Source organism: Paenibacillus sp. FSL R5-0766, assembly GCF_037971845.1.
In the GTDB taxonomy this organism is placed as follows: Bacteria; Bacillota; Bacilli; order Paenibacillales; family Paenibacillaceae; genus Paenibacillus.
In genome coordinates this window covers 2,476,173-2,501,382 of the sequence record NZ_CP150227.1, presented here as the reverse complement: position 1 = coordinate 2,501,382, position 25,210 = coordinate 2,476,173, and the positions used below count along the sequence as shown (strand labels likewise).

At 45.2% G+C, this 25,210-nt stretch carries 23 protein-coding genes; all 23 read right to left on the bottom strand.

Annotation, left to right across the window (positions count from 1 at the left end; all coding sequences use genetic code 11):
* Positions 1–2 precede the first annotated feature (2 nt).
* Positions 3–1,100, bottom strand: a complete 1,098-nt coding sequence (gene nusA, locus MKY66_RS11325) for a transcription termination factor NusA (RefSeq protein WP_062833827.1) — start codon at positions 1,098–1,100, stop codon at positions 3–5.
* A 123-nt stretch (positions 1,101–1,223) separates the two neighbouring features.
* Positions 1,224–1,685 carry a ribosome maturation factor RimP gene (rimP, locus tag MKY66_RS11320; RefSeq protein ID WP_047842499.1) on the bottom strand — a complete coding sequence of 154 codons (462 nt, stop codon included), beginning with the start codon at positions 1,683–1,685 and terminating at the stop codon, positions 1,224–1,226.
* Positions 1,686–1,941: 256 nt separating this feature from the next.
* A complete protein-coding gene (locus MKY66_RS11315; RefSeq protein WP_076208878.1) occupies positions 1,942–6,261 on the bottom strand; it encodes a PolC-type DNA polymerase III in 4,320 nt (1,439 codons plus the stop codon).
* Between the two features lie 343 nt (positions 6,262–6,604).
* On the bottom strand, positions 6,605–8,059 hold the full coding sequence (proS, locus tag MKY66_RS11310; protein WP_076208879.1) for a proline--tRNA ligase: 1,455 nt from the start codon (positions 8,057–8,059) through the stop codon (positions 6,605–6,607).
* 62 nt (positions 8,060–8,121) lie between these two features.
* Positions 8,122–9,393: an RIP metalloprotease RseP gene (gene rseP, locus MKY66_RS11305; RefSeq protein WP_076208880.1), complete on the bottom strand. Its 1,272-nt coding sequence runs from the start codon at positions 9,391–9,393 to the stop codon at positions 8,122–8,124.
* 113 nt (positions 9,394–9,506) lie between these two features.
* A complete protein-coding gene (locus tag MKY66_RS11300) occupies positions 9,507–10,646 on the bottom strand; it encodes a 1-deoxy-D-xylulose-5-phosphate reductoisomerase (protein ID WP_076208881.1) in 1,140 nt (379 codons plus the stop codon).
* 70 nt (positions 10,647–10,716) lie between these two features.
* Positions 10,717–11,511, bottom strand: a complete 795-nt coding sequence (locus tag MKY66_RS11295) for a phosphatidate cytidylyltransferase (RefSeq protein WP_076208882.1) — start codon at positions 11,509–11,511, stop codon at positions 10,717–10,719.
* Positions 11,512–11,527: 16 nt separating this feature from the next.
* Positions 11,528–12,295, bottom strand: a complete 768-nt coding sequence (locus tag MKY66_RS11290) for an isoprenyl transferase (RefSeq protein WP_017689151.1) — start codon at positions 12,293–12,295, stop codon at positions 11,528–11,530.
* An 89-nt stretch (positions 12,296–12,384) separates the two neighbouring features.
* Positions 12,385–12,939 carry a ribosome recycling factor gene (gene frr, locus MKY66_RS11285; protein WP_017689152.1) on the bottom strand — a complete coding sequence of 185 codons (555 nt, stop codon included), beginning with the start codon at positions 12,937–12,939 and terminating at the stop codon, positions 12,385–12,387.
* Complete coding sequence (gene pyrH / locus MKY66_RS11280; protein WP_076208883.1) at positions 12,939–13,667, bottom strand: UMP kinase; 729 nt, start codon at positions 13,665–13,667, stop codon at positions 12,939–12,941. Before pyrH ends, frr begins: the two co-directional genes overlap by 1 nt.
* Positions 13,668–13,899: 232 nt before the next feature.
* On the bottom strand, positions 13,900–14,550 hold the full coding sequence (gene tsf / locus MKY66_RS11275; protein WP_036609326.1) for a translation elongation factor Ts: 651 nt from the start codon (positions 14,548–14,550) through the stop codon (positions 13,900–13,902).
* A 115-nt stretch (positions 14,551–14,665) separates the two neighbouring features.
* Positions 14,666–15,364, bottom strand: a complete 699-nt coding sequence (gene rpsB / locus MKY66_RS11270; RefSeq protein WP_017689155.1) for a 30S ribosomal protein S2 — start codon at positions 15,362–15,364, stop codon at positions 14,666–14,668.
* 296 nt (positions 15,365–15,660) lie between these two features.
* Positions 15,661–16,287 (bottom strand): endolytic transglycosylase MltG, encoded by a 627-nt coding sequence (locus tag MKY66_RS11265; RefSeq protein ID WP_076208884.1) that lies wholly within the window; start codon positions 16,285–16,287, stop codon positions 15,661–15,663.
* A 3-nt stretch (positions 16,288–16,290) separates the two neighbouring features.
* Entirely contained in the window at positions 16,291–16,875 is a 585-nt protein-coding gene (locus tag MKY66_RS11260) for a hypothetical protein (protein WP_076208885.1), read from the bottom strand.
* Positions 16,876–16,940: 65 nt separating this feature from the next.
* Positions 16,941–17,255: a hypothetical protein gene (locus MKY66_RS11255; protein WP_076208886.1), complete on the bottom strand. Its 315-nt coding sequence runs from the start codon at positions 17,253–17,255 to the stop codon at positions 16,941–16,943.
* 52 nt (positions 17,256–17,307) lie between these two features.
* Positions 17,308–18,717 carry a FapA family protein gene (locus MKY66_RS11250; RefSeq protein WP_076208887.1) on the bottom strand — a complete coding sequence of 470 codons (1,410 nt, stop codon included), beginning with the start codon at positions 18,715–18,717 and terminating at the stop codon, positions 17,308–17,310.
* 62 nt (positions 18,718–18,779) lie between these two features.
* On the bottom strand, positions 18,780–19,568 hold the full coding sequence (locus MKY66_RS11245; protein WP_017689160.1) for a FliA/WhiG family RNA polymerase sigma factor: 789 nt from the start codon (positions 19,566–19,568) through the stop codon (positions 18,780–18,782).
* A gap of 15 nt (positions 19,569–19,583) precedes the next feature.
* The gene (locus MKY66_RS11240) at positions 19,584–20,027 is read right to left on the bottom strand and encodes a hypothetical protein (RefSeq protein WP_076208888.1); all 444 of its coding nucleotides are present in this window, start codon (positions 20,025–20,027) and stop codon (positions 19,584–19,586) included.
* Positions 20,028–20,031: 4 nt separating this feature from the next.
* The gene (locus MKY66_RS11235; RefSeq protein WP_017689162.1) at positions 20,032–20,529 is read right to left on the bottom strand and encodes a chemotaxis protein CheD; all 498 of its coding nucleotides are present in this window, start codon (positions 20,527–20,529) and stop codon (positions 20,032–20,034) included.
* Complete coding sequence (locus tag MKY66_RS11230; protein ID WP_091034987.1) at positions 20,522–21,142, bottom strand: chemotaxis protein CheC; 621 nt, start codon at positions 21,140–21,142, stop codon at positions 20,522–20,524. The genes MKY66_RS11235 and MKY66_RS11230 overlap by 8 nt, the downstream gene beginning before the upstream one ends.
* Positions 21,143–21,152: 10 nt before the next feature.
* Positions 21,153–21,614 (bottom strand): chemotaxis protein CheW, encoded by a 462-nt coding sequence (locus MKY66_RS11225; RefSeq protein ID WP_036609340.1) that lies wholly within the window; start codon positions 21,612–21,614, stop codon positions 21,153–21,155.
* Positions 21,615–21,655: 41 nt separating this feature from the next.
* Positions 21,656–23,728, bottom strand: coding sequence for a chemotaxis protein CheA (locus tag MKY66_RS11220; protein ID WP_076208889.1), 2,073 nt, complete (start codon positions 23,726–23,728; stop codon positions 21,656–21,658).
* A 32-nt stretch (positions 23,729–23,760) separates the two neighbouring features.
* Entirely contained in the window at positions 23,761–25,203 is a 1,443-nt protein-coding gene (locus MKY66_RS11215; protein WP_076208890.1) for a chemotaxis protein CheB, read from the bottom strand.
* Positions 25,204–25,210: the final 7 nt, after the last annotated feature.

The window sequence follows — 25,210 nt, the reverse complement described above, 5'->3', positions numbered from 1 at the left end:
CTTTAGTCGACGGAGACGGAATCCTGATGCATTTCAGAAGAAGAATCTTTTTCTCTGCCGAATTCCTGTTCCGCCTGGCTCTCGCTCTTAATGTCGATTTTCCAGCCGGTTAATTTGGCTGCCAATCTGGCATTTTGGCCTTTGATACCAATTGCGAGCGACAGTTGATAGTCCGGAACGATAACCCGAGCCATCTTTTCTTCCTCAAATACATGAACTTCCAATACTTTGGAAGGACTCAGTGCATTAGCAACATATTCGTCTACCTGATCGGAGAAACGAACGATGTCGATTTTTTCACCGCGCAGCTCACCCACAATGGTCTGCACGCGCATTCCCTTAGGACCTACACAAGATCCAACTGGATCAACTTCCTCGTTGCGGGAATGAACGGCAATCTTGGAGCGGAACCCTGCTTCGCGAGCGACGGAGCGAATTTCAACTACACCGTCAAAGATCTCAGGCACTTCCAGTTCAAAGAGACGTTTCAAGAGGCCCGGATGGGTACGGGACAAAATGATTTGCGGCCCTTTCGTCGTATTCTCGACCTTGGTGATATACGCCTTAATACGGTCACCATGAACAAACTTCTCGTTCGGCATCAATTCGGTCAGCGGTAAAGCCGCTTCGATTTTGCCCAGATCGATGTAGATATTGCGCAAATCCTGACGCTGCACCACTCCCGTAACGATATCTTCTTCCTTATCTACGAAAGCGTTGTAGATCAGGCCGCGTTCGGCTTCACGAATCCGCTGGGTCACTACCTGTTTGGCAGTTTGTGCCGCGATACGTCCGAAATCACGCGGCGTAACTTCAATCTCCGCAATATCTTCCAGCTGGAAGTGTGGGTTGATTTCTCGTGCAGCAGGCAATGAAATTTCGGTACGTGAATCCAGGACTTCTTCCACGATCAATTTACGGGCATACACTCGAATAACTCCCGTATTACGGTTCATGTCAACACGCACATTCTGGGCCGTGTTGAAATTCCGCTTGTAGCTGGAAATTAGTGCAGCCTCGATCGCTTCAAACAGCACATCCTTGCTGATCCCTTTTTCCCGTTCCAATTCATTCATTGCTTCAATAAAATCCATACTCATGAATGTTGATCCCCCTTTCAAACATGGCATCTCATACGTAAAACGGCGAAAGGCTCTGAACTCATGAGCACCTTGCCGTTATCGTGAGATGTGTCTTTTTCATTAATAAAGTGAACAAGGCACTTAAAACAAAATAGCTAGGCGCGCACTGGCAACCTTATCATAAGAAATGGCATGCTGTTTTTTGCCTGCTTCAATCACGAGTTCCTCGTCATCAAAGGAAAGCAGCTTGCCTTCAAATTCCTTCAATCCGTTCACCGGCTCGTAGGTTGTAACAAAAACATTTTTGCCTACAGCTTTGGTAACGTCCTCAGGTTTTTTCAGTGGACGCTCCGCACCGGGAGAAGACACTTCAAGGAAATAGATGGTTGGAATCGGATCGTTCTCATCCAGCTTGGCGCTCAGCTTTTCGCTGATCAAGACGCAATCGTCGATGTCGATGCCACCCTCTTTGTCGACATACACCCGTAAAAACCAGTTGCTGCCTTCTTTGACGTATTCGATGTCAACCAGCTCGAAGCCTTGTTCGTTCAAGTAGGGTTGGATCATTTCTTCCACGGTAGATTTAATGTTCGTTGTGCTCAAAACCAATAACCTCCAACTTAGGTTACACCAGCAAAAAAGCACTGGCAGATTATTCAATACCCAAGATTCTTGTATACCAAAGACTAAAGAGTGGGTTTCCCCACTCTTTAGAAATTCGTACTATCTCGTTCACTTCAAAAATTATAACATAGTCTGGTAATAGTGACAAGTAAGCGATGGTTCTGGCAGTTTACTTACTAATGAAGGAAAAATTACGTTCCGCCAGCAATCGCTATGTTTAGATCCAAATTCAATCCTAGAAAAGGGAAAGCTGATTGCTCTCTGGCAAGCCACGGAAACATCCCATATTGGACAGGAGTTCAACAATGGTCTTACTTGCTTTCGACTTCTGTTGGAAGTCCTCAACCGATAGAAACTCACCATGATCTCTTGCTGCAGCAATATTGCGAGCAGCATTATCCCCGATTCCTGCCAACGCCGAAAATGGAGGGATTAGTGATTTTCCGTCAACGATGAACTTTGTCGCTTCCGAACGGTATAAGTCAATGGATTTCAGCGAGAATCCGCGTGCTGCCATTTCCAGACCCATTTCCAGGACAGGTAACATGTTTTTCTCTTTTGGAGGTGCCTGGAAACCTAATTGCTCAATCTCCGTAATTTTGCGATAGATCGCATCATATCCCTGACACATCAGTTCGATATCAATCTCATCCGCCCGAACGGTAAAGTAAGTTGCGTAATATTCAATCGGATGATACAGCTTGAAGAACGCCGTACGTACTGCCGAAATAACATAAGCGGCCGCGTGAGCCTTCGGGAACATGTACTGGATTTTGAGACACGAATCAATGTACCATTGAGGCACTTTACAATTCTTCATCTCGTCAATCCATTCCTGTGGCAGCCCCCGTCCCTTACGAACACTCTCGGTAATCTTAAAGGCAAGACTTGCGTCCATTCCCGTTTTATAGATCAGGAATAACATGATATCATCCCGACAACCAATTACCGTCTTAATATTACACGTTCCGTTCTTAATCAGATCCTGAGCGTTTCCAAGCCATACCCCTGTACCATGGGACAATCCGGAAATCTGCAGTAAATCGGCAAAAGACGTCGGCTGGGATTCAACAAGCATCTGACGTACAAACTTCGTTCCCATCTCCGGCACGCCAAACGTCGCCACTGGCGACCTAATCTGTTCCGGTGTAACACCCAGAGCTTCGGTTGAGTTAAACATGCTCATGACTTTGGGATCATTCATCGGAATGGTCGTTGGATCGACACCTGTCAAATCCTGTAACATCCGCATCATAGTTGGATCATCGTGCCCCAGAATATCAAGTTTCAGCAAGTTTTCTTCAAAAGCATGATAATCAAAGTGTGTCGTTTTCCACTCCGCATTAACGTCATCAGCTGGGAACTGAACAGGTGTAACGTCTTCGACCTCGATATAATCAGGTACCACGACAATACCGCCGGGATGCTGTCCAGTACTCCGTTTCACCCCAGTACATCCCGAAGCCAAACGATTCAATTCAGCTCCGCGCCATTTCTTGTGATGTTCTTCCTCATATTTCTTGGCAAAACCAAATGCTGTTTTCTCAGCCACCGTACCAATGGTCCCCGCACGGAAAACACTCTTCTCACTAAATAGTACTTTCGTATAGTTATGAGCATGAGGCTGATAATCACCAGAGAAGTTCAAGTCAATATCGGGAACTTTATCTCCTTTAAATCCAAGGAAGGTCTCAAACGGAATATCCTGGCCTTCTCCTTTAAGTGTGCCACCACAATCCGGACACTCTTTCTCTGGAAGGTCAAATCCACTCCGAACACTGCCGTCCAGGAACCACTCGCTGTGTTTGCATTCCGAATTCACACAAATATAATGAGCAGGTAGTGGATTAACCTCGGATATACCCAGGAATGTAGCAACAACAGAGGAGCCTACCGATCCCCGTGAACCTACGAGGTAACCATCCTGATTCGATTTTTTAACCAAGCGCTCTGAGATCAGATAGTTGGCAGAAAAACCGTATTTAATAATTGGAATGAGTTCTTTCTCTAATCGTGCCACGATTACTTCCGGTAATTCCTCGCCATAGATGGACTTGGCAGTTTCATAACAGGTATTACGGATTTCTTCGTCTGCACCTTCCAGAATCGGAGTAAACAGTTTGTCCGGGAATAACTTAATTTCCTCAAATCGATCAGACAACTCCACCGTATTTGTAACAACAACTTCGTAAGCTTTATCTTGGCCCAGGAACTGGAACTCTTCCAGCATTTCCTCTGTCGTTCTAAAATGTGCATCCGGTTTACGCTGATCTTTCAGTGGACTAAAACCTGTAATTCCGTGAATGGTGATATCCCGATATAACTTGTCACGTGGTTCCAAATAGTGCACGTTACCTGTGGCTATGACCGGTTTATTCAGTTTTGCACCTATATCGATGACTTTACGGATCGCTGTTTTGATTTCTTCGGGTGTAGCCACCAATCCTTTATCCACCAAATGCATATACATGGTAAGTGGTTGGATCTCCAGTATGTCGTAGAACTCAGCGATCTCTTCCGCTTCTTCGAGCGATTTGTTAAGCACCGCTTCGAAAAATTCCCCTTTTTCACAGCCCGATATAATAACAAGGCCTTCACGCAAATTAATCAGTTTTGATTTGGGAATGCACGGTACCCGCTTGAAATGTTCCGTATGAGAGAGAGATACCAGCTTATATAGATTTTTCTTGCCGACATCATTCAATGCATAGATTCCACAATGGAAAGGTCTTGTATTCGACAAGTCGACACCTACATAATCATTCAAGCGATCGAGCCTCGTTAAACCTTTCATCTGAGCAGCATCATTTAATAATCCGATCAGTATACCCGCGAGTGCAACCGTATCATCTATGGCACGGTGATGACTTTCGAGTCCAACCTTATATTTATCCGCCATCGTATTCAGACGGTGGTTCTTATTTTTGGGAAATAACAATCGCGCTAGTTCCAATGTATCAAGGACCGGGTTAGGAAGCTCTGGCAATCCAATTTGCTTCAGGGAAGCCTGGATAAAGCCCATGTCAAAACGTGCATTATGCGCAACAAGCACACCATCACCAGCAAACTGCACAAAGTCACGGATAACAGGCTCCAGCTCAGGTGCGTCTTTTACCATGTCATCATTAATATTGGTCAACTGCTGAATGTTGTAGGGAATGCGTTCATGCGGATTCACAAATGTTGCAAACCGGTCAATTTCTTTACCATCTTGCATCTTCACGGCAGCAATCTCAATAATTTTGTTCTGTGTTACCGACAGACCTGTGGTCTCGATATCAAATACGATGTATGTCGCTGTTTGCAGATCCAATGGCTGAGGAGCCATTACAACGGCAACAGAGTCATTCACAACATTCGCCTCAAGGCCGTAGATCATTTTAATCCCGTTTTTCTTAGCAGCCTTGGAAGCCTCGGGATATACCTGCACCCCACCATGATCACTGACAGCAATCGCCTTATGTCCCCACTCCGCTGCCATTTTCACGTATTTGTCAATTGAAGTTACAGCATCCATCGTACTCATCGTAGAGTGCAAATGGAACTCCACCCGTTTCTCTGGTGCATTATCTTTGCGAGACGGTGGTGCTTTAACTTCAACCAGGTCCGAAGGAATCATGGCAAGTTCAGGAATTTGCATAAACCGGTCATATTCTACACGACCACGCACTTTCACCCATTTACCGTTAGCCAACAAACTGAGAATTTTTACATCCTCTTTTGTTTTGGCAAACATCTTCATTTGCATGGAATCCGTGAAGTCAGTCAGGTAGAAGGTAAACAATGTGTTTCCGTTTCGCAGTTCTTTACGATCCAGTCCAAACACCGAACCTTGAAGCGTGACCTTTTTCTCTTCATCCTGAATTTCCTGCATAGGTACCGCAGGTTCCTTGATGTCATAACCCATTTGCAAACGCAGATCACCCTGCTCCTCATCCACCGGGATTTCTGTGTCCACTTCACTCATCATCTTCTCGATGACCTCAAGTTCTTCTACACGTTTTTGGGCCTGGAACTGTTCCATGGCCTCTTTATTGCTTCCCACTTCACCCACTTGCATCTTGATGCGAAGAGGTAGATGAAAGTATTTTTCATAGAATTTCGTAATAGCCTGATCAATCTGTTTCTTACGAGCCAATTCCATCGACGTTGCATCACTCATTGTCAGTTGTAGAAGATCCTCTTCACATTCAAAGGTTGTCCGGTTCATCCAACCATTTACAGATGGAATCTCACGGGTAACCCACTCCAGAAACAGATTCCAATATTCACTGACGATATCACCATTTTGTACTTGATCCGTGTATTTGAAGCCAAATGAAATTTTGGCAATATGATTCATCTTCTCTTGAATATGCAGGCAAAATGTGCGATAGATTGGAGCGGGTACCAACGTATCCTTTGCAATCAGAATATTCCATTCCCGATTACTTCGATTGGTCTCTACTTGTTCAATCCATCCATCCAAAAAATAGGGCTCTAACAGACCAGCCGGAAGCTCTGCCTGTTTCATCAACAACTCAAACCGTTTTCTCTTCTCCTCGAATCCGCTCATCGTGTTCCTCCTTGTACCCCCTTAAAGCATGAAAAGCCCCTGCATTCAAAAATGTCACCGATCCGAACTCGCACCGACTCATTTTATCCGACAGAAGCTCTCCATTCATTACTCTTACAGTCCGTACGTGCCGTTATATAAATTGAACAAAAAGATATTTACACTTGCCACTCCGATAACAGAACAACCTTCCGATCGCTGTTATCCCCAGATTTTTTGATTCCCTTTTACAAAGGGGAAAATCCGGGGATAAAGGCGAACGCTCCGCTTCTTCAGCTTATTTCTGTTCTCTACGTTCTCATGTAAATGTTTAGTTCAATGTATATCGTCAAGTGATTCTGACTTAGTATGCTCTTGCAAACACAACCGTGTGTTCTGCCTGTTCACCACAAGCCAGGCACGTATGCTTTTCTTCCGCAGGCTTGAACGGGATGTTCCGGCTTGTTGCACCTGTGACTTCTCTTACTTTATCTTCGCAAGTTTCTGAACCGCACCATCCAGCCAGTGTAAACCCGCGTTTATTTTCCATCAGTTCTTTCATCTCATCGAGTGTATCCACGGAGTAGAAGTTATCCGACATAAATGTGCGAGCACGCTCTAACATATCTGCCTGAATCTGTGTCAGCATAGCCTGGATCTCTTCTACCAGGTTCGCTTGTTCTACCACTTTCTTCTCACCTGTGATCCGTGATACGAGTACACAAACGCCATTTTCCATATCACGTGGACCAATCTCCAGACGAATCGGAACACCGCGCATCTCGTATTCATTGAACTTCCAACCTGGGCGAACATCGCTGCGATCATCCATTTTCACACGAACTCCAGCTTTTTTCAACTCAGTGAACAACTCATCTGCACGCCCAACAACAGCATCACGCGTTTTCGGAGGCCCAATTGGAATCATGACCACTTGTGTTGGTGCTACTTTAGGAGGAAGTACGAGACCACGGTCATCACCGTGAACCATAATTAATGCACCGATCAAACGTGTGCTTACTCCCCATGAAGTAGTGTAAGCCAGCTCCAGCACATTATTGCGGCTAAGATACTGGATTTCAAATGCTTTTGCAAAGTTCGTCCCCATATAGTGAGATGTACCCGCTTGTACAGCACGTCCATCCTTCATCATGGCTTCGATCGAGTACGTATCCACCGCACCCGCAAACTTCTCGGACTTGGTTTTCTGACCCACAATTACAGGAATAGCCAAGTATTCCTCAACCACTTCACGATAAATCTCAAGCATTTTCATCGTTTCTTCACGTGCTTCTTCTTCTGTCTCATGCGCTGTATGACCTTCCTGCCACAGGAACTCACTAGTGCGAAGGAAAGGCAACGTTCTTTTTTCCCAACGAACTACGTTAGCCCACTGGTTGATCAGTACCGGAAGATCCCGATAAGACTGAATCCACTTGGAATACATGTGACCGATAATCGTTTCGGATGTAGGACGGATTGCCAGACGTTCTTCCAGCTTCTCTCCGCCAGCTTCCGTAACCCATGGTAATTCAGGGTTAAAACCTTCCACGTGCTCTTTTTCCTTTTGAAAGAAGCTCTCAGGAATGAACATCGGGAAGTAGGCATTGCGATGACCCGTTTCCCGGAAACGACGATCCAACTCATCCTTAATATGTTCCCAGATTTCAAATCCGTCTGGTTTAAACACAATACAACCGCGTACGGGTGCATAGTCCATGAGATCAGCTTTTTTGATAACATCAATGTACCAGCGTGAGAAATCCTCACCCTGTGGTGTGATTTCAGTCACGAACTGTTTATCATTTTCCTTTGACATAAGACTCCAGCGTCCTCCCATAACGACTATCTCTGAATGTCCAGAGCGTAGTCCAACCGTAATTATCCGTTAATTAAACGTAATATATCATTGTAAGTTACTGCCAGCATCAACACAAACAACATCGCAAATCCGATGAAATGCACCATGCCTTCGCGATTGGGATCAACAGGTCTGCCGCGCAGCGCTTCAATTCCCAAAAATACCAGACGGCTACCGTCCAGTGCAGGTATTGGTAGCAGGTTAAATATCCCAAGATATAGACTCAAAATCGCTGCCCATCTCGTTAACTGCTCAATCCCTTGTTTAGCAATTTGTCCTGTCACTTCAAATGTACGAACTGGACCACCAATATCATCCATGTTGAATTGATTGATCAGATGTTTGAAACCTTCAAATATTATTTTGGTTGTATCAACCATGGCCACGCCTGAGACTTTAAATGTCTCTACAAATCCAACAGATCGGGTTGGTAACGTAGGTACGATTCCCACTTTACCGCCCTCTTGTCCTTCTACAGCACGTGGAGTAATCGTTATATTAAACGTATCCGAACCCCGGCGCAGCGTCCATTCCATCGGCTTGTCTTTGGAATCGGCAATCATCGACACCATTTTTTGTGAATCCGTACCAATTGCAGTACCATTGATGGTTTCGATAATATCGCCCTTTTGCAGGTTCGCCTGATCGGCTGCCCCACCTTCAAGCACTTCACCAATTTGAAGATTTTTTGGATTTTCCACCGGAACTCCTGCCATCTGCGCATATACAGCAAACAGCACAAAGGCCAAGATAAAGTTCATGAGTGGGCCCGCAAAAATAGCTAATGCACGCTGTCCAACGGTTTTGCTGCCGAATTGACGATCTTTCGGTGCAATCTGCGTTTGTTTACCACGACTTACCAACATTGCTTGAGGATGAATACGATACTCCTGAATCTCACCATCTACATCCAGTTGAAGCTTCAGGGCGTTCTCCATATCAATGGAGATGACTTCACCACGTATTACATTTTTACGGTTATCCAACTGATCCAGATAGATCATCTTCACCTGGTCATCCGCTGATCTTACCGCGATGGTCTGTCCTTCCTGGATCTCTACCAGTTCCGGATCTTCCCCTGCCATTCGTGCATATCCACCAAAAGGCAACAAACGCAATGTAAACTGGGTCTCGTTTCTTTTATATGAGAACAATTTGGGACCAAAACCGATCGCAAACTCCCGTACAAGAATACCGGCGCGTTTGGCAAAATAATAATGCCCCCATTCATGAACCGTCACGATGACAAAGAACATGAGCACCGTTAGAAATACCACTTGTATGGTTTCCAATCCCTATCCATCCTCCTTCACGGCACATACCGCAGTCTGTCCCTCTAGATTATCATTATTCTCTGATGCCGCACAAGAGAATCACTTCTTCCAATTTGTTATGAAAAAAGAGATTACAGACTGGCCGCAAGCTTACGGCTCTCCTGATCACAACGCGCGATCTCCTGCAGATCAGGCTCGTCCACATTGTGGTGTGCTTCCAGCACAGAAGCAATAATATCTTCTATTTTAAGGAATGAAATCTCTTTACGCAAGAAACGGGCTACAGCAACCTCGTTGGCTGCATTAAACGCCGTTGTTGCGGTTCCTCCCATTTTACCACACTCATACGCCATTCTTAAACACGGGAACCGTTCCATATCCATCTCACGGAAATGTAATTTCCCAGCCTGAGCAAGAGACAGACGCTGTGCTGGTGATGGCAAGCGGTCAGGGTAAGTCAGTGCATATTGAATGGGAACTCGCATATCCGGATTCCCCAGTTGTGCGATGATGCTGGTGTCATCAAATTCCACATATGAATGAATAACACTCTCTGGGTGAAGCAATACATTAATCTGATCATATCGAAGACCAAATAACCAATGTGCTTCAATGACCTCAAGCCCTTTGTTAACCATCGTTGCCGAGTCTATCGTGATTTTGGAGCCCATTGACCAATTTGGATGTTTAAGTGCATCCTCTATAGTCACGTTCTTCAACTGTTCACGGGTAAGATCACGGAATGATCCGCCTGAAGCGGTGAGCGTGATGCCTGTCAGGCGTTCTCTGTTTTCACCATTCAAGCATTGGAATATCGCAGAGTGCTCACTATCAACGGGCAGTAAAGAGACTCCTTTGGCAGCCGCTCTTGTCGTAACGATATGCCCCGCTGTAACCAATGTCTCCTTGTTGGCCAGTCCGATCTGTTTGCCTGCGTCTATGGCAGCAAGCGTTGACTCCAATCCAACACTGCCCACCACCGCTGTAACAACCGTATGCGCATCGGTTCCTGCCGCAACTTCTACGAGTCCTTCATTGCCATAAAATAGTTGCGTTCCTGCTGGCAAATGTGGAGCTACCTTCTCCGCCAATTCTTTGGACCCCACCGATACCTTCTTCGGCCGGTAACGTTTGGTTTGTTCGATCAGCAGGTCTGTATTGCCTCCGGCAGCCAGTCCCTCCACTTGAAAGAGTTCAGGATGCATGTCAACTACATCCAGTGTCTGGGTTCCAATGGAACCGGTTGACCCGAGAATCGCAATTTTTTTCATGCTGCACCTCATTTTTAATTATCCAATGCCTACGGCGAACAATGTTGTTATCTCAGACTCAAGTTCTTCTTTAGTAGGGCAATAGCATTAGTATATGTACGAATGGAAAAACAACAATCCAGCTGTCGCACCGATCAAGAATGCCTCCATGCCCTGGGAGAAGACTGCCTGAATCCTTGATATTATATACACGTTTGTATGCAGACTGGATCAAGTCACCCATCTGACCTACAACTGCACAGGCAATTCCAATCACAATCGCTCTCTGCCACGAAAGCAAACCATCTGATACTAATGCAAAAATAACAGAAGTAACAATTGCAATTACGATGCCACCCAGTGCACCCTCTATGGTCTTGTTTGGACTGATGGAAGGCCACAGTTTGTTTTTACCAATTAGTTTCCCTACAAAATAAGCTCCTGCATCACTGGCCCATATGGAGCCCAGCAACAGGAACGTCCAGAACAATCCATGATGCAGATGTCTGGATTCTGCAATGTAATAGAAACCGATCCCTATATACAACACGCCGAGGAAAAGCATCGCCACTGTATTCACGGGAAGCTTATTTTTGGTGACAACCGAAGCTGTCATCAGTACAAGCATTACAATCCAGATGACCTGGAATAAGGATAGCGGTCTTGCCTCCCAAAGCATTTCCCAAGGAAACACAATGGCAAAAACACCAGCATATCCAATCAGGGCCACACCTGAAAAAGGCATCACCCCGGTCATTTTCACAAATTCATAATAACCGATGAGAGCCATAAGCAATACCAAACCATGGTACCAGGGTCCGCCCAGCATGCAAAAACCTAAAAACAACACACCTGCTATGATTCCTGTCGTTAATCGCTGTTTCAACGGCTTCATCCTCCATCTATTTCAAACCGCCGTAACGCCTTGTTCTGCGCTGATATTCGGCTACTGCTTCAAGCAAATGCTTTTTGCCAAATTCGGGCCAGTATATATCCGTAAACCATAATTCACTATATGCAAGCTGCCAGAGCATAAAGTTGCTTAATCTCAACTCTCCGCTCGTCCGGATCAGCAGATCCGGATCGGGCATGTCAACCGTCAGCATATGTCTATCAATGAGTTCAGGTGTTATGTCTTCTGCCGATAGTTCCCCCGATTTCACCTGCAGAGCGATCTGTTTAACACAGTCCGTCATTTCACGACGACTTCCATAGTTCATTGCAAAGTTTAAAACGAGACCTGTATTATGTTCCGTAAGACGAATGGCTTCCCGCAAGGCATTAATGGTATGAGAAGGTAAATGTTCCTCTTGACCCATCATGCGAATGCGCACATTTTTTTCTATAAGTTCATCCAGCTCTATGGCTAGAAATTCTTGCGGAAGTCGCATCAGAAAATCCACTTCTTCTTTTGGACGCGTCCAGTTTTCTGTCGAAAAAGCGTACATCGTCAGATATTTGATGCCCAGTTCATCCGCCGCGATGGTCGCACGTTTGACCGCCTTCATGCCATTTTGGTGCCCGGCTATACGCGGGAGTCCCAAACGTTTGGCCCATCGTCCATTGCCGTCCATGATGATGGCGACGTGCTGCGGGATATTGTCCTCGGATATAGTCAGCGTTTCCTGCTTGTCAGCCCCATTCCACCACGACCGAACCCGTTTGATCATTCCTGTTCCTCCAAAATCCCTGAAGTTTCTTTATCTGAAGCTTGGAAAAAGAGACAAAACCCCACCGTATTGGAGGGGCTGCGCTTGTCTTACACTTCCATGATTTCTTTTTCTTTGGCAGCGAGTACCTTATCGACTTCAGCAATAAATTTGTCGGTCGATTTTTGGATATCGTCCTGATGTCTCCGGGATTCATCCTCGGAAATATCTGACTTTTCCATTTTCTTGATGTCATCATTCGCGTCACGGCGAATGTTACGAATCGCTACTTTACCTTCTTCACCGAACTTCTTCGTCAGCTTAACAAGTTCCGCTCTACGTTCTTCCGTCAATGCCGGAATAGACAAACGAATCATGCTACCATCATTGGCTGGAGTAAGACCCAGATCCGATTTCATGATGGCACGCTCGATGTCACCCATGGAGGATTTGTCCCAAGGCTGAATCATCAGTGTACGGGAATCCGGAGTACTGATATTAGCGAGTTGATTCAATGGCGTCATTGCTCCATAATACTCTACCTGGATTCGGTCCAGAAGAGCTGGAGTTGCACGGCCTGCACGCAAAGTAGCCAAGTCACGACGCAATGCTTGAATAGCTTTTTCCATACGCTCTTCGGCATGTTGTTTAACCGCTTGTGGCATTAATCTACACTCCCTTTAACGATTGTTCCGATACGTTCGCCCAGAACAACACGTTTGATGTTACCTTGTTCCGTAATGGCAAATACGATCAACGGGATGTTGTTGTCCTTACAAAGCGAGGATGCCGTCGAATCCATTACACCAAGGTCTTTGTTAAGAATATCCATGTAAGTCAACTGATCAAATTTCACAGCTGTACTGTCCTTAAACGGATCTGCTGAGTATACACCATCAACTTTATTTTTGGCCATCAAGATAACTTCTGCTTCAATCTCCGCTGCGCGCAGTGCTGCTGTTGTATCCGTGGAAAAGAACGGGTTACCTGTACCTGCTGCAAAAATAACGACCCGGCCTTTCTCCAGATGGCGAATAGCTCTACGACGAATATAAGGCTCTGCAATCTGTTGCATTGCAATAGATGTCTGTACACGCGTAGGCACTTCAATCTGTTCCAAAGCATCCTGCAGTGCCAGCGAGTTCATCACTGTCGCCAGCATACCCATATAATCGGCAGTTGCACGATCGATGCCTTTTTCGCTACCGGCAATTCCACGCCAGATGTTTCCGCCGCCACAAACAATAGCAACCTGTACACCAAGTGCAACAACCTCTTTTACCTGTTGGGCAATCGACGAGATCGTATCTGCATCAATACCGTAGCCGTTTTGACCGGAAAGAGACTCTCCGCTGACCTTTAAGACAACACGTTTAAATACTGGCTGTTCCAATTATTCACCCTCCACTTTGAATTGAACACGCTTGGTGTTCAACCAACAAAACTCCTCGCGCATGGCCTCCTGCTTAAAAAGAAAGGAACACAGTTGTGTTCCGCTCTTTTAGGAAAAACGTTTAACCGGTAAGGCACTGTTTTCCTGAGATATAAGGGAGTTTACGCTTCGAAGTTTCATCATTCTTATATCTTCGAAAATCAATTTTGCTCGCCGGTTTATAGAAACCGTCTTATTTGTTTACTTGGGACATTACTTCTTCTACGAAGTTGTCTACTTTTTTCTCAAGACCTTCACCCAGTTCATAACGAACGAAACGACGGATGGAGATGTTTTCCCCAATTTGGCTGATTTTTTCGTTCAGCAATTGAGAGATCGTTTTGTCTGGATCTTTAACAAAAGTTTGTTCCAGCAGGCAGTACTCTTCGTAGTATTTACCGATACGGCCTTCAACCATTTTTTCAATGATTTTCTCTGGTTTGCCTTCGTTAAGAGCTTGAGCTTTCAGGATTTCTTTTTCTTTTTCCAGCTCATCTGCAGGAACTTCTTCGCGTGTAACGAATTTAGGATTAGCTGCAGCGATTTGCATAGCTACATCTTTAACGAAATCCTTAAATTGATCCGTTTTACCAACGAAGTCAGTTTCACAGTTAACTTCAACCAAGACACCAATACGTCCACCAGCGTGAATGTAAGATTCTACAACGCCTTCAGTTGCTGCACGGCCTGCTTTGCTTGCTGCAGCAGAAAGACCTTTCTCACGCAACAATTCAGCTGCTTTTGTTACATCACCGTTTGCTTCTTCCAGTGCTTTTTTGCAATCGAGCATACCAGCGCCCGTTCTTTCGCGAAGTTCTTTTACCGCACTCGCATTAACTGCCATTATAAATTCCCTCCAACATTAAGTATTGTACGTACACTCTAAAAAAAGGGCAGTGAGAGGTTATCCACCTGCCAACCACCCTTTTCATTTAGTTTATAACATATGTTCGAATCTATTAAGCGGAAGTTTCTTCGCCTTGGTTAGCTTCGATTACTGCGTCAGCCATTTTACCTGTCAGCAATTTAACAGCGCGGATCGCGTCGTCATTACCTGGGATAACATAATCGATCTCGTCCGGATCGCAGTTAGTATCAACGATACCTACAATTGGGATACCCAATTTGCGAGCTTCCGCAACAGCGATACGCTCTTTGCGTGGATCGATGATGAACAGGGCGCTTGGCAGGCCTTTCATATTTTTAATACCGCCCAAGAATTTCTCCAGACGATCTTTTTCTTTGCGAAGCAAGATAACTTCTTTTTTAGGCAATACAGCGAATGTACCGTCTTCTTCCCAAGCTTCCAACTGTTTCAAACGATCAATACGTTTTTGAATCGTTTGGAAGTTAGTCAGGGTACCGCCAAGCCAGCGTTGGTTAATGTAGAATTGACCAGCACGTTCAGCTTCTTCTTTAACGGAATCTTGAGCTTGTTTCTTAGTACCCACGAAAAGAATTTTACCATTCTCTCCTGCGATTCCTTTAACGAAGTTGTAAGCCTCTTCGACTTTTTTCACCGTCTTTTGCAAGTCGATGATATAAATTCCGTTTCTTTCAGTGAAGATATAACGATCCATTTTTGGGTTCCAACGACGAGTCTGGTGACCGAAGTGTACCCCAGCTTCGAGAAGCTGCTTCATGGAGATTACTGCCATCTTCACACACCTCCTAATATGGTTTTTATTGTGTCCTCCGCCGGCATCATTTTTCGCCAAGACTCTCCATAAGGAAAGCACCCTCAACAAAATTAGCACATGCGTGTGTTTTAACACCGTTATCTAATATATCATAACTGACTGTCCGATGCAACAGTCTTTAAAGCTAAAATCTACTTTTCGTTTTTTGCTAGTATCGAATCATTTTAAACTTGATATGTAACTCAGGCGCTAATTATTATCAAGCTTTGAAAATGCACCGTTTAATACGCAAAAACCGTCCTGTCCGAGCATGCTCAGTTTGACGGTTCTTTCGTAATTTTTGCGATAATGGATTTGAAACTTTCGCCTTTTTCAAGCGCATAGGTGCCCACTTGGATTTTCGTATTGATTCGCTCAGCTTTGCCAGCCTTGATGAACGCTTGAGCATCATCTACGATTCCCGCGGTTTTTAGGTTTGCTGCAACGATCGCCAGACTATTGCCTGAACGTACCTTGAATGATACTGTTGCGCCTTTCGGATTGCTCGGCGTTACAGGTTCTGTTGTCTTCGGCTCAGTTATCTCTTTTTGCCCTTCACCTTCACTTGCAGCAGGCTCTTGTGGCTTCTCAGGCTCTGCGGGTGTTTCCGTAGAGGTTACTGTCTCAGGCGGTGTTGCTGTTTCCCCTTGCAACTCACTGCTTTCCTGCTTTTTCTTCTCTACCCACTCCGCTTCTGTGTACAATTCCTCTTCAGAACCGACCACCTTCATATCCAGGCTTTTTGCGGCTGTTTCAAGTTTTTCTTTGGTTATATTGGCAGTCTGCTCGGAGTCCAGATTACTATCCGACAATGCATTTTGTCCAACTGTGGCCAGTTGAAGCAAAACCGCACCAATAATCATGCCGCTCCCCAGACCAATCCATAAGGATCGCTTGTCCATGACTTAGCTTTCCTCCCGTTCTGCCAGTTGCAGTATTAACTGTACCTCACCTCGCTGAATGCCTGTCTGCTTGGATATGGCATCCATCGACTTACCTTCAGCATGTAGATTAAAGAGTTCTGCATATCGATCTTTAATCGATTCACGCCCAGGCAAAGATTCGACTTCACTGGTCTGTTGGTCTGCTTCCAACGCCTGCTGGGCCGCCTCTGCTTGTACACTTTTCACGAGCGCTTGTGCTTGCAAACCTTCGGAAGATTGTACGGATACATTACCAGAGTGTGGAGCAGGTGATGCGACAGGTTCATTCTTTTTGCTCTGTTCCAGCTGATCCAACCGCTGCTGTAATTCCTGAAGTTGCAATTGCATACGTTGATCGGCTGCTGTCGCTTCTCCCTTCATTTCAGCCACACGTTGAATAAGAGCATCATTATCATTTTCGATCTCGGTCATGTAGTGTTCAAGCGTAGATTCCATCTCCTGCACCAGTTGATGCCCAGGCTCTTGCACCTTGTTTTTCCGAGGCATAATACAAGCGTATGCGATGGCGCAGGCCCCTAATATGACAATAATGATCCATGGTGACAAATTGGGTTCTCTCCTTCTGATTCAACCATCGGTGCGCAAGACTCCATGTCCATAACAACCATTTATTATAAAGACAGATCTATGTGTTTTCCCTTGTACGGGTGCTCTGCAGGTTTGACAGTCTCTTGAGCCTGAGCAGACTCCTGTCCATCGGAACCACTCTGCTGATCCCCATCATGGTTATGACCATCACGCACCGAAGTCTGTGAAGTTTCGTCCATTGCTTCACTTCGTTGCCTTGCTTCATTTGCTTCTTTCGACGTTTGCTCTGCCAAAAGATTCTGATCCGTAATCGGTCGCTGCTGGGCTTCACTTTGATAACGTCCCGCTTCACTTGTTCGTGGTACCGCAATCTGCAACTCCACTGCTTTGAAACTCATACGCTCACCTCACGGTTTCGAATGGATTTCTTCCTGTGCCTGAATGCTGTACTTAAACGTATGGAACCATCGTAATATCACCATCGTGATAATAAAATGAAATTCGACTCACCGGATCTTTAATAAATTTCGTGTATCTGCCGATAACTATTTTAGAGCCTCCATAAATCATCTTCAGAATATCAACACGAGCCTTACTTGTATCTTCAAGTGCCTTTTCAATTTCAAAGATACGCATTTTCGTTTCTTCACTTATACGAAGAGCAGATTTCTGCGTAGCATTCAGCTTGATTCGCATCGACATCTTATCTGGAGTGAGTTGTCCAGCGGCAGCTAATTGATCCAGCAATGTCAAAGCTTTCTTCGTTTTATCCAAGGAATCCATCTGCTCTCTGACTTCCTTGCGCAAATCATTGAGTTCGTTACGCAGCTTTGGTAGCACACCAACTTCAATGGAAGTGACCGTGGACATGCTGTTGCCTACAACACGCGCTGAGACGTTCTGACCAGCCTGGATGGAGCCACCAACGATTAGACCTTTGGTGCCCGCACAGATGACACCATGACCAGCACGAATATTGGAATGCATAATACTTTGGGAAACCAGAACATCTTCACCTGCATCTACGTTACCTTCTTGAATGAAAGTACATTTAACATTATGGCCTGCTTGTACCAGTCCTTTGTTATAACCAATAATACCACCGGTAATTTCGATTGAGCCACCTGCTTCCAGTTCAGCTCCTTCGACACCTCCGACGACACGAATGTCACCTGCTGCTTTGACTTTAAATCCGGTAAGTACATTGCCTCGTATGACAACTGTGCCTACAAAGTCGATATTACCGTTATTGTAGTCAACGTCACCATTGACTTCATAGACCGGAAACACATTCAGTTTGTTACCGTCCGTTTTGGTAACCAGCCCATCCAGTGCAGCATACATCGCAGAACCATCCGGGTTAATCACAACGTTTTTCCCAACTTTAAACCGAGCTTCTTTTCCCGGACGATAAGGAATTTCCTCACCCGTTACTGCCCTGCCTGGTATGCCCTCGCTAGGAGCGATCCGCTCTGCAATGATCTGACCACTACGGACATTGTTTAACCGGGTCACTTCTTTGTAATCGACAGTTCCATCTTCCGATTCCAGTGGTCGTCGTTCATTCGTATCGTCCATTCCAACCAGAACCTTGATGAAGCCATCTGTTCCTTGGATGGGAGCGATACCTTCTGCAATTTTGTATTTTTCTTTCAAATAGGTTTCAGGGTTGTTCACAAAAAGTAATAATGCCTCTCGCGATACACCTTGTTTGATGCTCTTGTTTGCCACAAATTGTTCAAGTTCATCGATCGTGCAGGCAAAGCCTTCTTCCTCTTTGGAAAATTCAAGGTAGGCTGTGCATTTGTCGTCCGATAAAACAATGTTTAAACATTGTTCCAAAGCAGTCCGCTGTGTCACCGCAATTCTTCCCCCTTTTAGACTTTCCACTCCCCAAACTCCAATGATATTACTTCTCTCTATTAATCTTTACGCATCAACAAATCTTTCTGTTTGTCCAACGTGCCGCGTAATCGTAATATTGCCTTGGAATGTAACTGGGATATACGAGACGGAGAAAGAGACATAACCTCAGCAATTTCACTAAGAGAAAGATCTTCGTAATACAAGAGTGAAACAACCGTTCTCTCTTTTACCGTCAACTTGTCAAGCCCTTGCACCAAAGCTTCCTTCAAATAAAACTCATTCACTTTATAATCCGGATTTTTGGCTTTCTCATCCACCATCAAGGACAGACGAGTCTCAGACTCTTCCTCACGAATGGGGTCCTCCAACGAGCAAAGTGACATGACTGCCACTTCCTGAAGCATATGTTGAAAATCTTTAGTGGACACGTCCAGGTACTCGCTCATTTCCTCATCACTAACAGACCTCAGATAACTTTGTTCCAGCTGTTGGTAGGCGTCTTCAATTCGCTTGGCCTTCTCCCGCACAGAACGCGGAACCCAATCACCTTGACGCAGACCGTCAAGAATGGCTCCGCGGACCCTCCATGATGCATAAGTTTCAAATTGCAGACCACGTTCATAGTCGAACTTCTCCAATGCATCAATTAACCCCATAACGCCATTGCTCTCCAAGTCATCCTTGGGAACATTTTTAGGCAGACCGACAGCCAGTCGACCGGATACATAATTTACAATATGAAGATACTTTTCAATCAACGTTTTCTTGGCTTCAAGATCTCCATGTTCTTTCCACTTTTCCCACAGATCAGAATGGTTCAAATGTGAAGCTTTACGCTCGTTCAATTGCTTTCACCCTCCTTATTTGTCTGTCAGGTGACGAACGGCCTGCGCCAATTCCTCCGGATCCTTGGTCCGGACAAGTTTAGGCGGATCCAAAGGGGCGAATCCCGTTGGAGCTTTCGTCTCAGATGGCGGAAGATCGTCCCCAGATGAAGCGTTCTGTCCACTCTTGAGCAAATCATTCAGCTCTTGTCCATCGTCTTCGATTTTAATGTCCACCTGTGAACCTCTTTGATCTTGAGCATTTGGTGAATCATAACCATACCCATTTCCCTCGATCTGAGGGTTCAGCAGCAATCCCAATCCCCAGCGTAAACCATATGCAAGGACAAACCAGGCTACGAATCCGATCAATCCGCGAATTAAACTGGTCATCAGCACATTGCTGCTGTATGCTACAAAAAAAGTAAGAATAAACCCAACGATGCCTGCTCCAAGATTAATGCGGTAGTTTCCTATCATAGTCTTATAGTTCCTTTACACCCATTTGTACACTTCGAATAGTCAAAAGTCCAGTTTCACAGTCCATCTCAATCGTTCGTCCATAATTCCCACCCGTATCTTCTGCTAGAAGAGGGATATTGAGTTTTTGAAGCCACTCTCGACAAGAATCTGCATTCCTTGGTCCAATGCGCATTGTATCTCCAGCGCCAGCAAAGGCAAACATCTGAGAGCCCCCGGCCATTTTAGACACAATACGTGAGTGAGAAGCGCCTAGTTTTATCATCTTTTCCAAAAGCTCAGGCAACGCCGTATCCGCATATTTCGCAGTGTTCAGTTTCCCTTCACGGGCGATCTCTGAAGTAGGAAGCATGACATGCGCCATTCCAGCCAGCTTCAAATGTGGGTCATACATTGTTAATCCCACACACGAGCCCAAGCCTGTCGTACGGATTACACCAGGAAGATGAGCGATGTTTAAATCCGCCATACCGACTTTAACGACGCTTTTGTCCTCAATCATGGCTCAGTGGCACCCCTAGCGATTCAAATATCTTTGCAAAGGATGGTGGATCCGGAATGAGGAAAAACTGACCCTCAACTTGATCTTCACCTTCAAAGAAAGATGTGTCAATCAACAATGCAGCGTCACCCATCTCGCCAAATTGCAGCAAGCCATAACTTAGAATGGCACCTGCCATGTCGATGGCAAGTCCAGGAACAGTTGGATACATAGACAACTTCGTGAAATCTGCCAAAGAAGAAAGATAAGATCCAGCCAAAATATTTCCAATCTCGGAAAGCGCTGATTGTTCCATATCTGTAAAAGCCAGTCCTTCTTTCAGATCAAACCCGGCAAGTCTATTCAACAACATTTTAGCAGCCTCTGGTGTCATCATAAAGAAAAGATTTCCCGGTGCTTCGCCTTCTACACGAAGAAACACGGTAACCACGATGCGTTCATCTCCGCCCACTTTTTCGGCAACTTCTTCAAAAGGGAGCATTTGTACTGTAGGTACACCCATGTCAATCGGTCTGTTGAGGAGTTGAGACAACGCCGTTGCGGCGTTGCCTGCTCCAATGTTACCGACCTCTTTGAGCACATCCATCTGGAATACCTCAAATCGGTTGAACATCTCCACGGTACTAGCCCTCAACACTTTCCAGCTGTACAATCTCGCTTTTATTTAATACTTCGTTTAGGTTGAGCATAATCAACAAGCGTGAATCCTCCAATTTAGCAACACCTCGCAGGTATCTTGCTTTGACGCCACCAACCACTTCTGGTGGGCTATCGATTGCACTGCTCTTGATATCAATAACATCATTGGCAGAATCTACGATAAAGCCAACTTGCATGTCGTCTACACCTACGATAACAATACGAGTCTGATCCGTGTATTCCGTTTCCGGAAGGGAGAAACGACCGCGTAGATCAATGACCGGAATTACAACACCGCGTAGATTAATAACTCCTTTTACAAAGGAAAGTGTCTTGGGAACACGGGTAATTGGCATCATGCGCTCAATCGTCTGAACCTTATCTACCTCAATACCATACTCTTCGGAACCCAATTTAAAGACGATGACTTTCAACTCTTCTTCCATGTAAAAAACCTCCCTATTAAATGTAAGACTTAGCTCTATGCTTATTTAATAAATGCATTAGGATCAAGAATCAGGGCTACTTGTCCATCTCCGAGAATGGTTGCTCCAGAGATTCCTTCAATAGCAGGAAGATAGGTTCCCATTGATTTGAGAACAATCTCACTTTGTCCAATAAATTCTTCAACAGCTACGGCTGCAAGACGGTCGCCTTTGCGAATCACGACAATTTCTGTTTCCTGCTCATCAGCGTCATTGAAATCCGGTACGGAGAAAACTTCGCTCAAGGACAAATACGGAATCAGTGACTCACGGAACGTGATCATTTTATTGCCGTGAATATTACGAACTTGCTCACGTTGTACAATGGCCGTCTCTACAATGGAGGACAACGGAACAGCGTATTTCTCTGAACCAAGTCGTACAAGCATTGCAGCAATAATGGATAGAGTCAACGGAAGCTGAACAGAGAAGTTTGTGCCTTTGCCTGGAGTTGAATGAATGGTTACATTACCGCCAAGCGAAGTGATCTTCGATTTTACTACATCCAAGCCAACGCCCCGGCCAGAGATATCCGAGATAATATCAGCAGTACTAAAACCAGGTGCGAACAACAGTTGATTTACTTCATCGTCACTCATCTTGGCACCTTGTTCTTCGGTTACAACACCACGTTTGATCGCGGTTTTCAAAAGCTTGTCGCGATAGATACCTTTACCATCATCTTCAATCTCGATAAATACGTGATTTCCACTGTGGAAGGCACGCAGGTTTACTGTACCCATCTCTGGTTTACCTGCAGCTACACGCTCTGCAATGGATTCCACACCATGGTCAACCGCGTTACGCAGTAAATGCACAAGCGGATCACCAATCTCATCAATTACCGTACGATCCAGTTCCGTCTCAGCACCTGTAATCACCAGATCGATTTTTTTATCAAGTGTCTTAGCCAGATCACGGATCATGCGCGGGAATCGATTAAATACAGTATCTACAGGAACCATCCGCAATTTCAGTACAATATTTTGCAAATCTGTGCTAACTCGACTTAAATGAGCTACTGTATCAGATAAATCATTGTTGCCTGTTTCACTGGCCAGTTGCTCCAGACGTGAACGGTCGATCAACAATTCACTGAACAGGTTCATCAATACGTCGAGACGTTCAATATCCACACGAATGGTACGCGAAGGTGCAGCAGCTTGCTTCGGCGCAGCTGTTTTAGCTGGTGCCGTTGTGGCTTCTTCTTTGGGTACAGAATTCTTATCCGGCGAAGCAACCTCAGCTACAGCTGTTGGTGCGGGTGGCGCTTCAACTGTAGCTGCTACCTGATTGGCCATCTGCTGAAGAGTCTCCTGATCCAGTTGAATGAGCTTCGCACTTTCAATTTCAGAGATACTCATGATGCCTTCTTCCAGTTCGTGCGCCTCTTTAGTTGTTATGTAATACAACGAGAAACTGCGCTCAAACTTCTCCTGCTCAATATCCTGAACGGATGGGTAAGCCTTAACGACTTCACCTGAACGTTCCAGCATATCAAAGACCATATAAGCCCGTACACCTTTTAACTGGCTATGCTCGCTAACAAGCACATCCACGTAGAACACACGATGACCTTCGGCGATCGACTGATCCAGCACTGAATATTGGAATTCATCCAGCTCCACAGCCGAAGAGATTGAAGCGTTAGCCTTCTTGTTTGTTTCTGTAGCAGGTCCGTCTCCGTTTGTCATTTCACCATTTTCAATGGCCTGAAGTGAAGCTACGATTGCCGACACATCTGCTTTACCTTGTCCACCTTCGGTAATATCCTGAACCATGGTTTCCAAAGCGTCCAGACTCTTGAACATAGTATCAAAAATGTAATCCTGCATTTTCAACTTCTCATTACGAACCAGATCCAACACATTTTCCATTTTATGTGTCAGTGATGCCAAATCTTCAAAGCCCATAGTTGCTGCCATACCCTTCAAGGTATGAGCAGAGCGGAATATAACCTGAACTATGCCCAGGTCTTCCGGATTGCCTTCAAGTTGAAGCATGTTTTCGTTAAGCGATTGCAGATGATCATTAGACTCATCAATAAACATGGATAAATATTGGTTCATGTCCATTGTGAGGCACCTCCTCCGTGAGTTACACTCCGTTATTTCACTGCTTGAACAAGTTTAGACGCAATCTCCTGCAATGGCAGAAGATGACGAACGCATTGCAGCTCTACAGCAGAACGCGGCATACCATATACAACACATGTTTCTTCATTCTCGGCAAAGGTTGATGTAACTCCGGCTTCGTATAATCTCTTCATCATACGTGCTCCATCACTTCCCATTCCCGTGAGCAAAACAAGATGCCTTTGTAAAGATGTAAACGGCAGAAGTGACTCAAACATCGTATCCACTGAAGGTCTATGGCCATTCACTGGTTGATCTTCAGTCAACTTCACGATAAACTTCCCGTCTGCTGTTTTGTTAATTTTCACATGGAACCCGCCGGGTGCTATATAAGCGGTTCCTTTTTTCAGAACCATGCCCTCTTCAGCTTCAACCACATGCAGTGGACTGAATGTATTCAATCGTTGAGCCAGAGAACGTGTGAAGTTGGGCGGCATATGCTGCACAATAATGACCGGTGCAGGCAAATCAGCAGGCAACTGCTCAAGCAATGTTTTGAGAGCCCTCGGTCCACCCGTAGAACAACCTATTGCCACAAGTTTGTTGAATGGTCCTTCCAGCCCCCCTCCACCTTTGGGGACAGGATTAGGCTTGATTACATCCTTGGCTTTTGCAGAGGCAGAAGTTGCCGCTATTTGATCAGCTGCCACTCTAGCTGCATTAGGTAGTCGAACTTCCTTTGGAGTCTGTACTGGATTAGCTGACCTCACTGCTTGTTCTGCCTTCGTCCCCAAATTACGCTCAGCCTTCGGCAAAGGCTCTGGTTTGTTCTCTACGCGACCTGGTTTTGAAGGTGACAATGGTTCAATTGGTTTCTTTGACTTGGCCTGAAAAGCTTCAGTCCGCTCTCGAAGAGAGCGTTGACTCGTCTGGACAGGTTCGATCGTTTTTTTCACAGGTTCCGCTCGATCCCTAGCCGGCAGTTCTTTCTGCACTGGCTGAGTTGGGGGAGCAACTGCTCCTCGCAACATGTCTCTATTTTTCATGGATAACTCACGATCAGCTTTTCTTTTGATCTCATTCATCGCAGCACGCATGCGCTCAACCAAGGCTTTACCGACTTGAGCAATATCCTGGTCATGTGAAATAGATGGTTTGCGAATGAAGTCAAATGCCCCTGCTTCAAGCGCCATAATGGTTTCTTTCATACCTTGTTCATTGATACCAGAGAGCATAATCACAGGAACGAAAGATTCCTTCATAATTGATTTTAAAGCATCCAAACCATTCATTTCGGGCATCTCAACGTCCATTGTAATAATATCGGGTTTCAATTCTAGTGATTTTTGAATCGCTTCTCTACCGTTTGATGCCGTTGCCGTAACCTTGAATTCCGGATCCGCTTGGATCAAATCCGTAACAATCTTACGCATAAAAGCGGAATCATCGACAACCAATACTTGATACGCCGCCATGTTGTGT

Bases quoted from the DNA above. Each gene is read 5' to 3' on its own strand.
- MKY66_RS11290 (WP_017689151.1), bottom strand. From the start codon at position 12,295: ATGATCAAACGGGTTCGGTCGTGGTGGAATGGGGCTGACAAGCAGGAA.
- rpsB (WP_017689155.1), bottom strand. From the start codon at position 15,364: ATGGCAGTAATCTCCATGAAGCAGCTTCTCGAAGCTGGGGTACACTTC.
- MKY66_RS11230 (WP_091034987.1), bottom strand. From the start codon at position 21,142: ATGTTCAACCGATTTGAGGTATTCCAGATGGATGTGCTCAAAGAGGTC.
- MKY66_RS11235 (WP_017689162.1), bottom strand. From the start codon at position 20,529: ATGATTGAGGACAAAAGCGTCGTTAAAGTCGGTATGGCGGATTTAAAC.
- frr (WP_017689152.1), bottom strand. From the start codon at position 12,939: ATGCCACAAGCGGTTAAACAACATGCCGAAGAGCGTATGGAAAAAGCT.
- MKY66_RS11240 (WP_076208888.1), bottom strand. From the start codon at position 20,027: ATGATAGGAAACTACCGCATTAATCTTGGAGCAGGCATCGTTGGGTTT.
- tsf (WP_036609326.1), bottom strand. From the start codon at position 14,550: ATGGCAGTTAATGCGAGTGCGGTAAAAGAACTTCGCGAAAGAACGGGC.
- MKY66_RS11215 (WP_076208890.1), bottom strand. From the start codon at position 25,203: ATGGCGGCGTATCAAGTATTGGTTGTCGATGATTCCGCTTTTATGCGT.
- MKY66_RS11300 (WP_076208881.1), bottom strand. From the start codon at position 10,646: ATGAAAAAAATTGCGATTCTCGGGTCAACCGGTTCCATTGGAACCCAG.
- MKY66_RS11220 (WP_076208889.1), bottom strand. From the start codon at position 23,728: ATGGACATGAACCAATATTTATCCATGTTTATTGATGAGTCTAATGAT.
- MKY66_RS11225 (WP_036609340.1), bottom strand. From the start codon at position 21,614: ATGGAAGAAGAGTTGAAAGTCATCGTCTTTAAATTGGGTTCCGAAGAG.
- nusA (WP_062833827.1), bottom strand. From the start codon at position 1,100: ATGAGTATGGATTTTATTGAAGCAATGAATGAATTGGAACGGGAAAAA.
- MKY66_RS11265 (WP_076208884.1), bottom strand. From the start codon at position 16,287: ATGGACAAGCGATCCTTATGGATTGGTCTGGGGAGCGGCATGATTATT.
- proS (WP_076208879.1), bottom strand. From the start codon at position 8,059: ATGTCAAAGGAAAATGATAAACAGTTCGTGACTGAAATCACACCACAG.
- MKY66_RS11315 (WP_076208878.1), bottom strand. From the start codon at position 6,261: ATGAGCGGATTCGAGGAGAAGAGAAAACGGTTTGAGTTGTTGATGAAA.
- MKY66_RS11255 (WP_076208886.1), bottom strand. From the start codon at position 17,255: ATGAGTTTCAAAGCAGTGGAGTTGCAGATTGCGGTACCACGAACAAGT.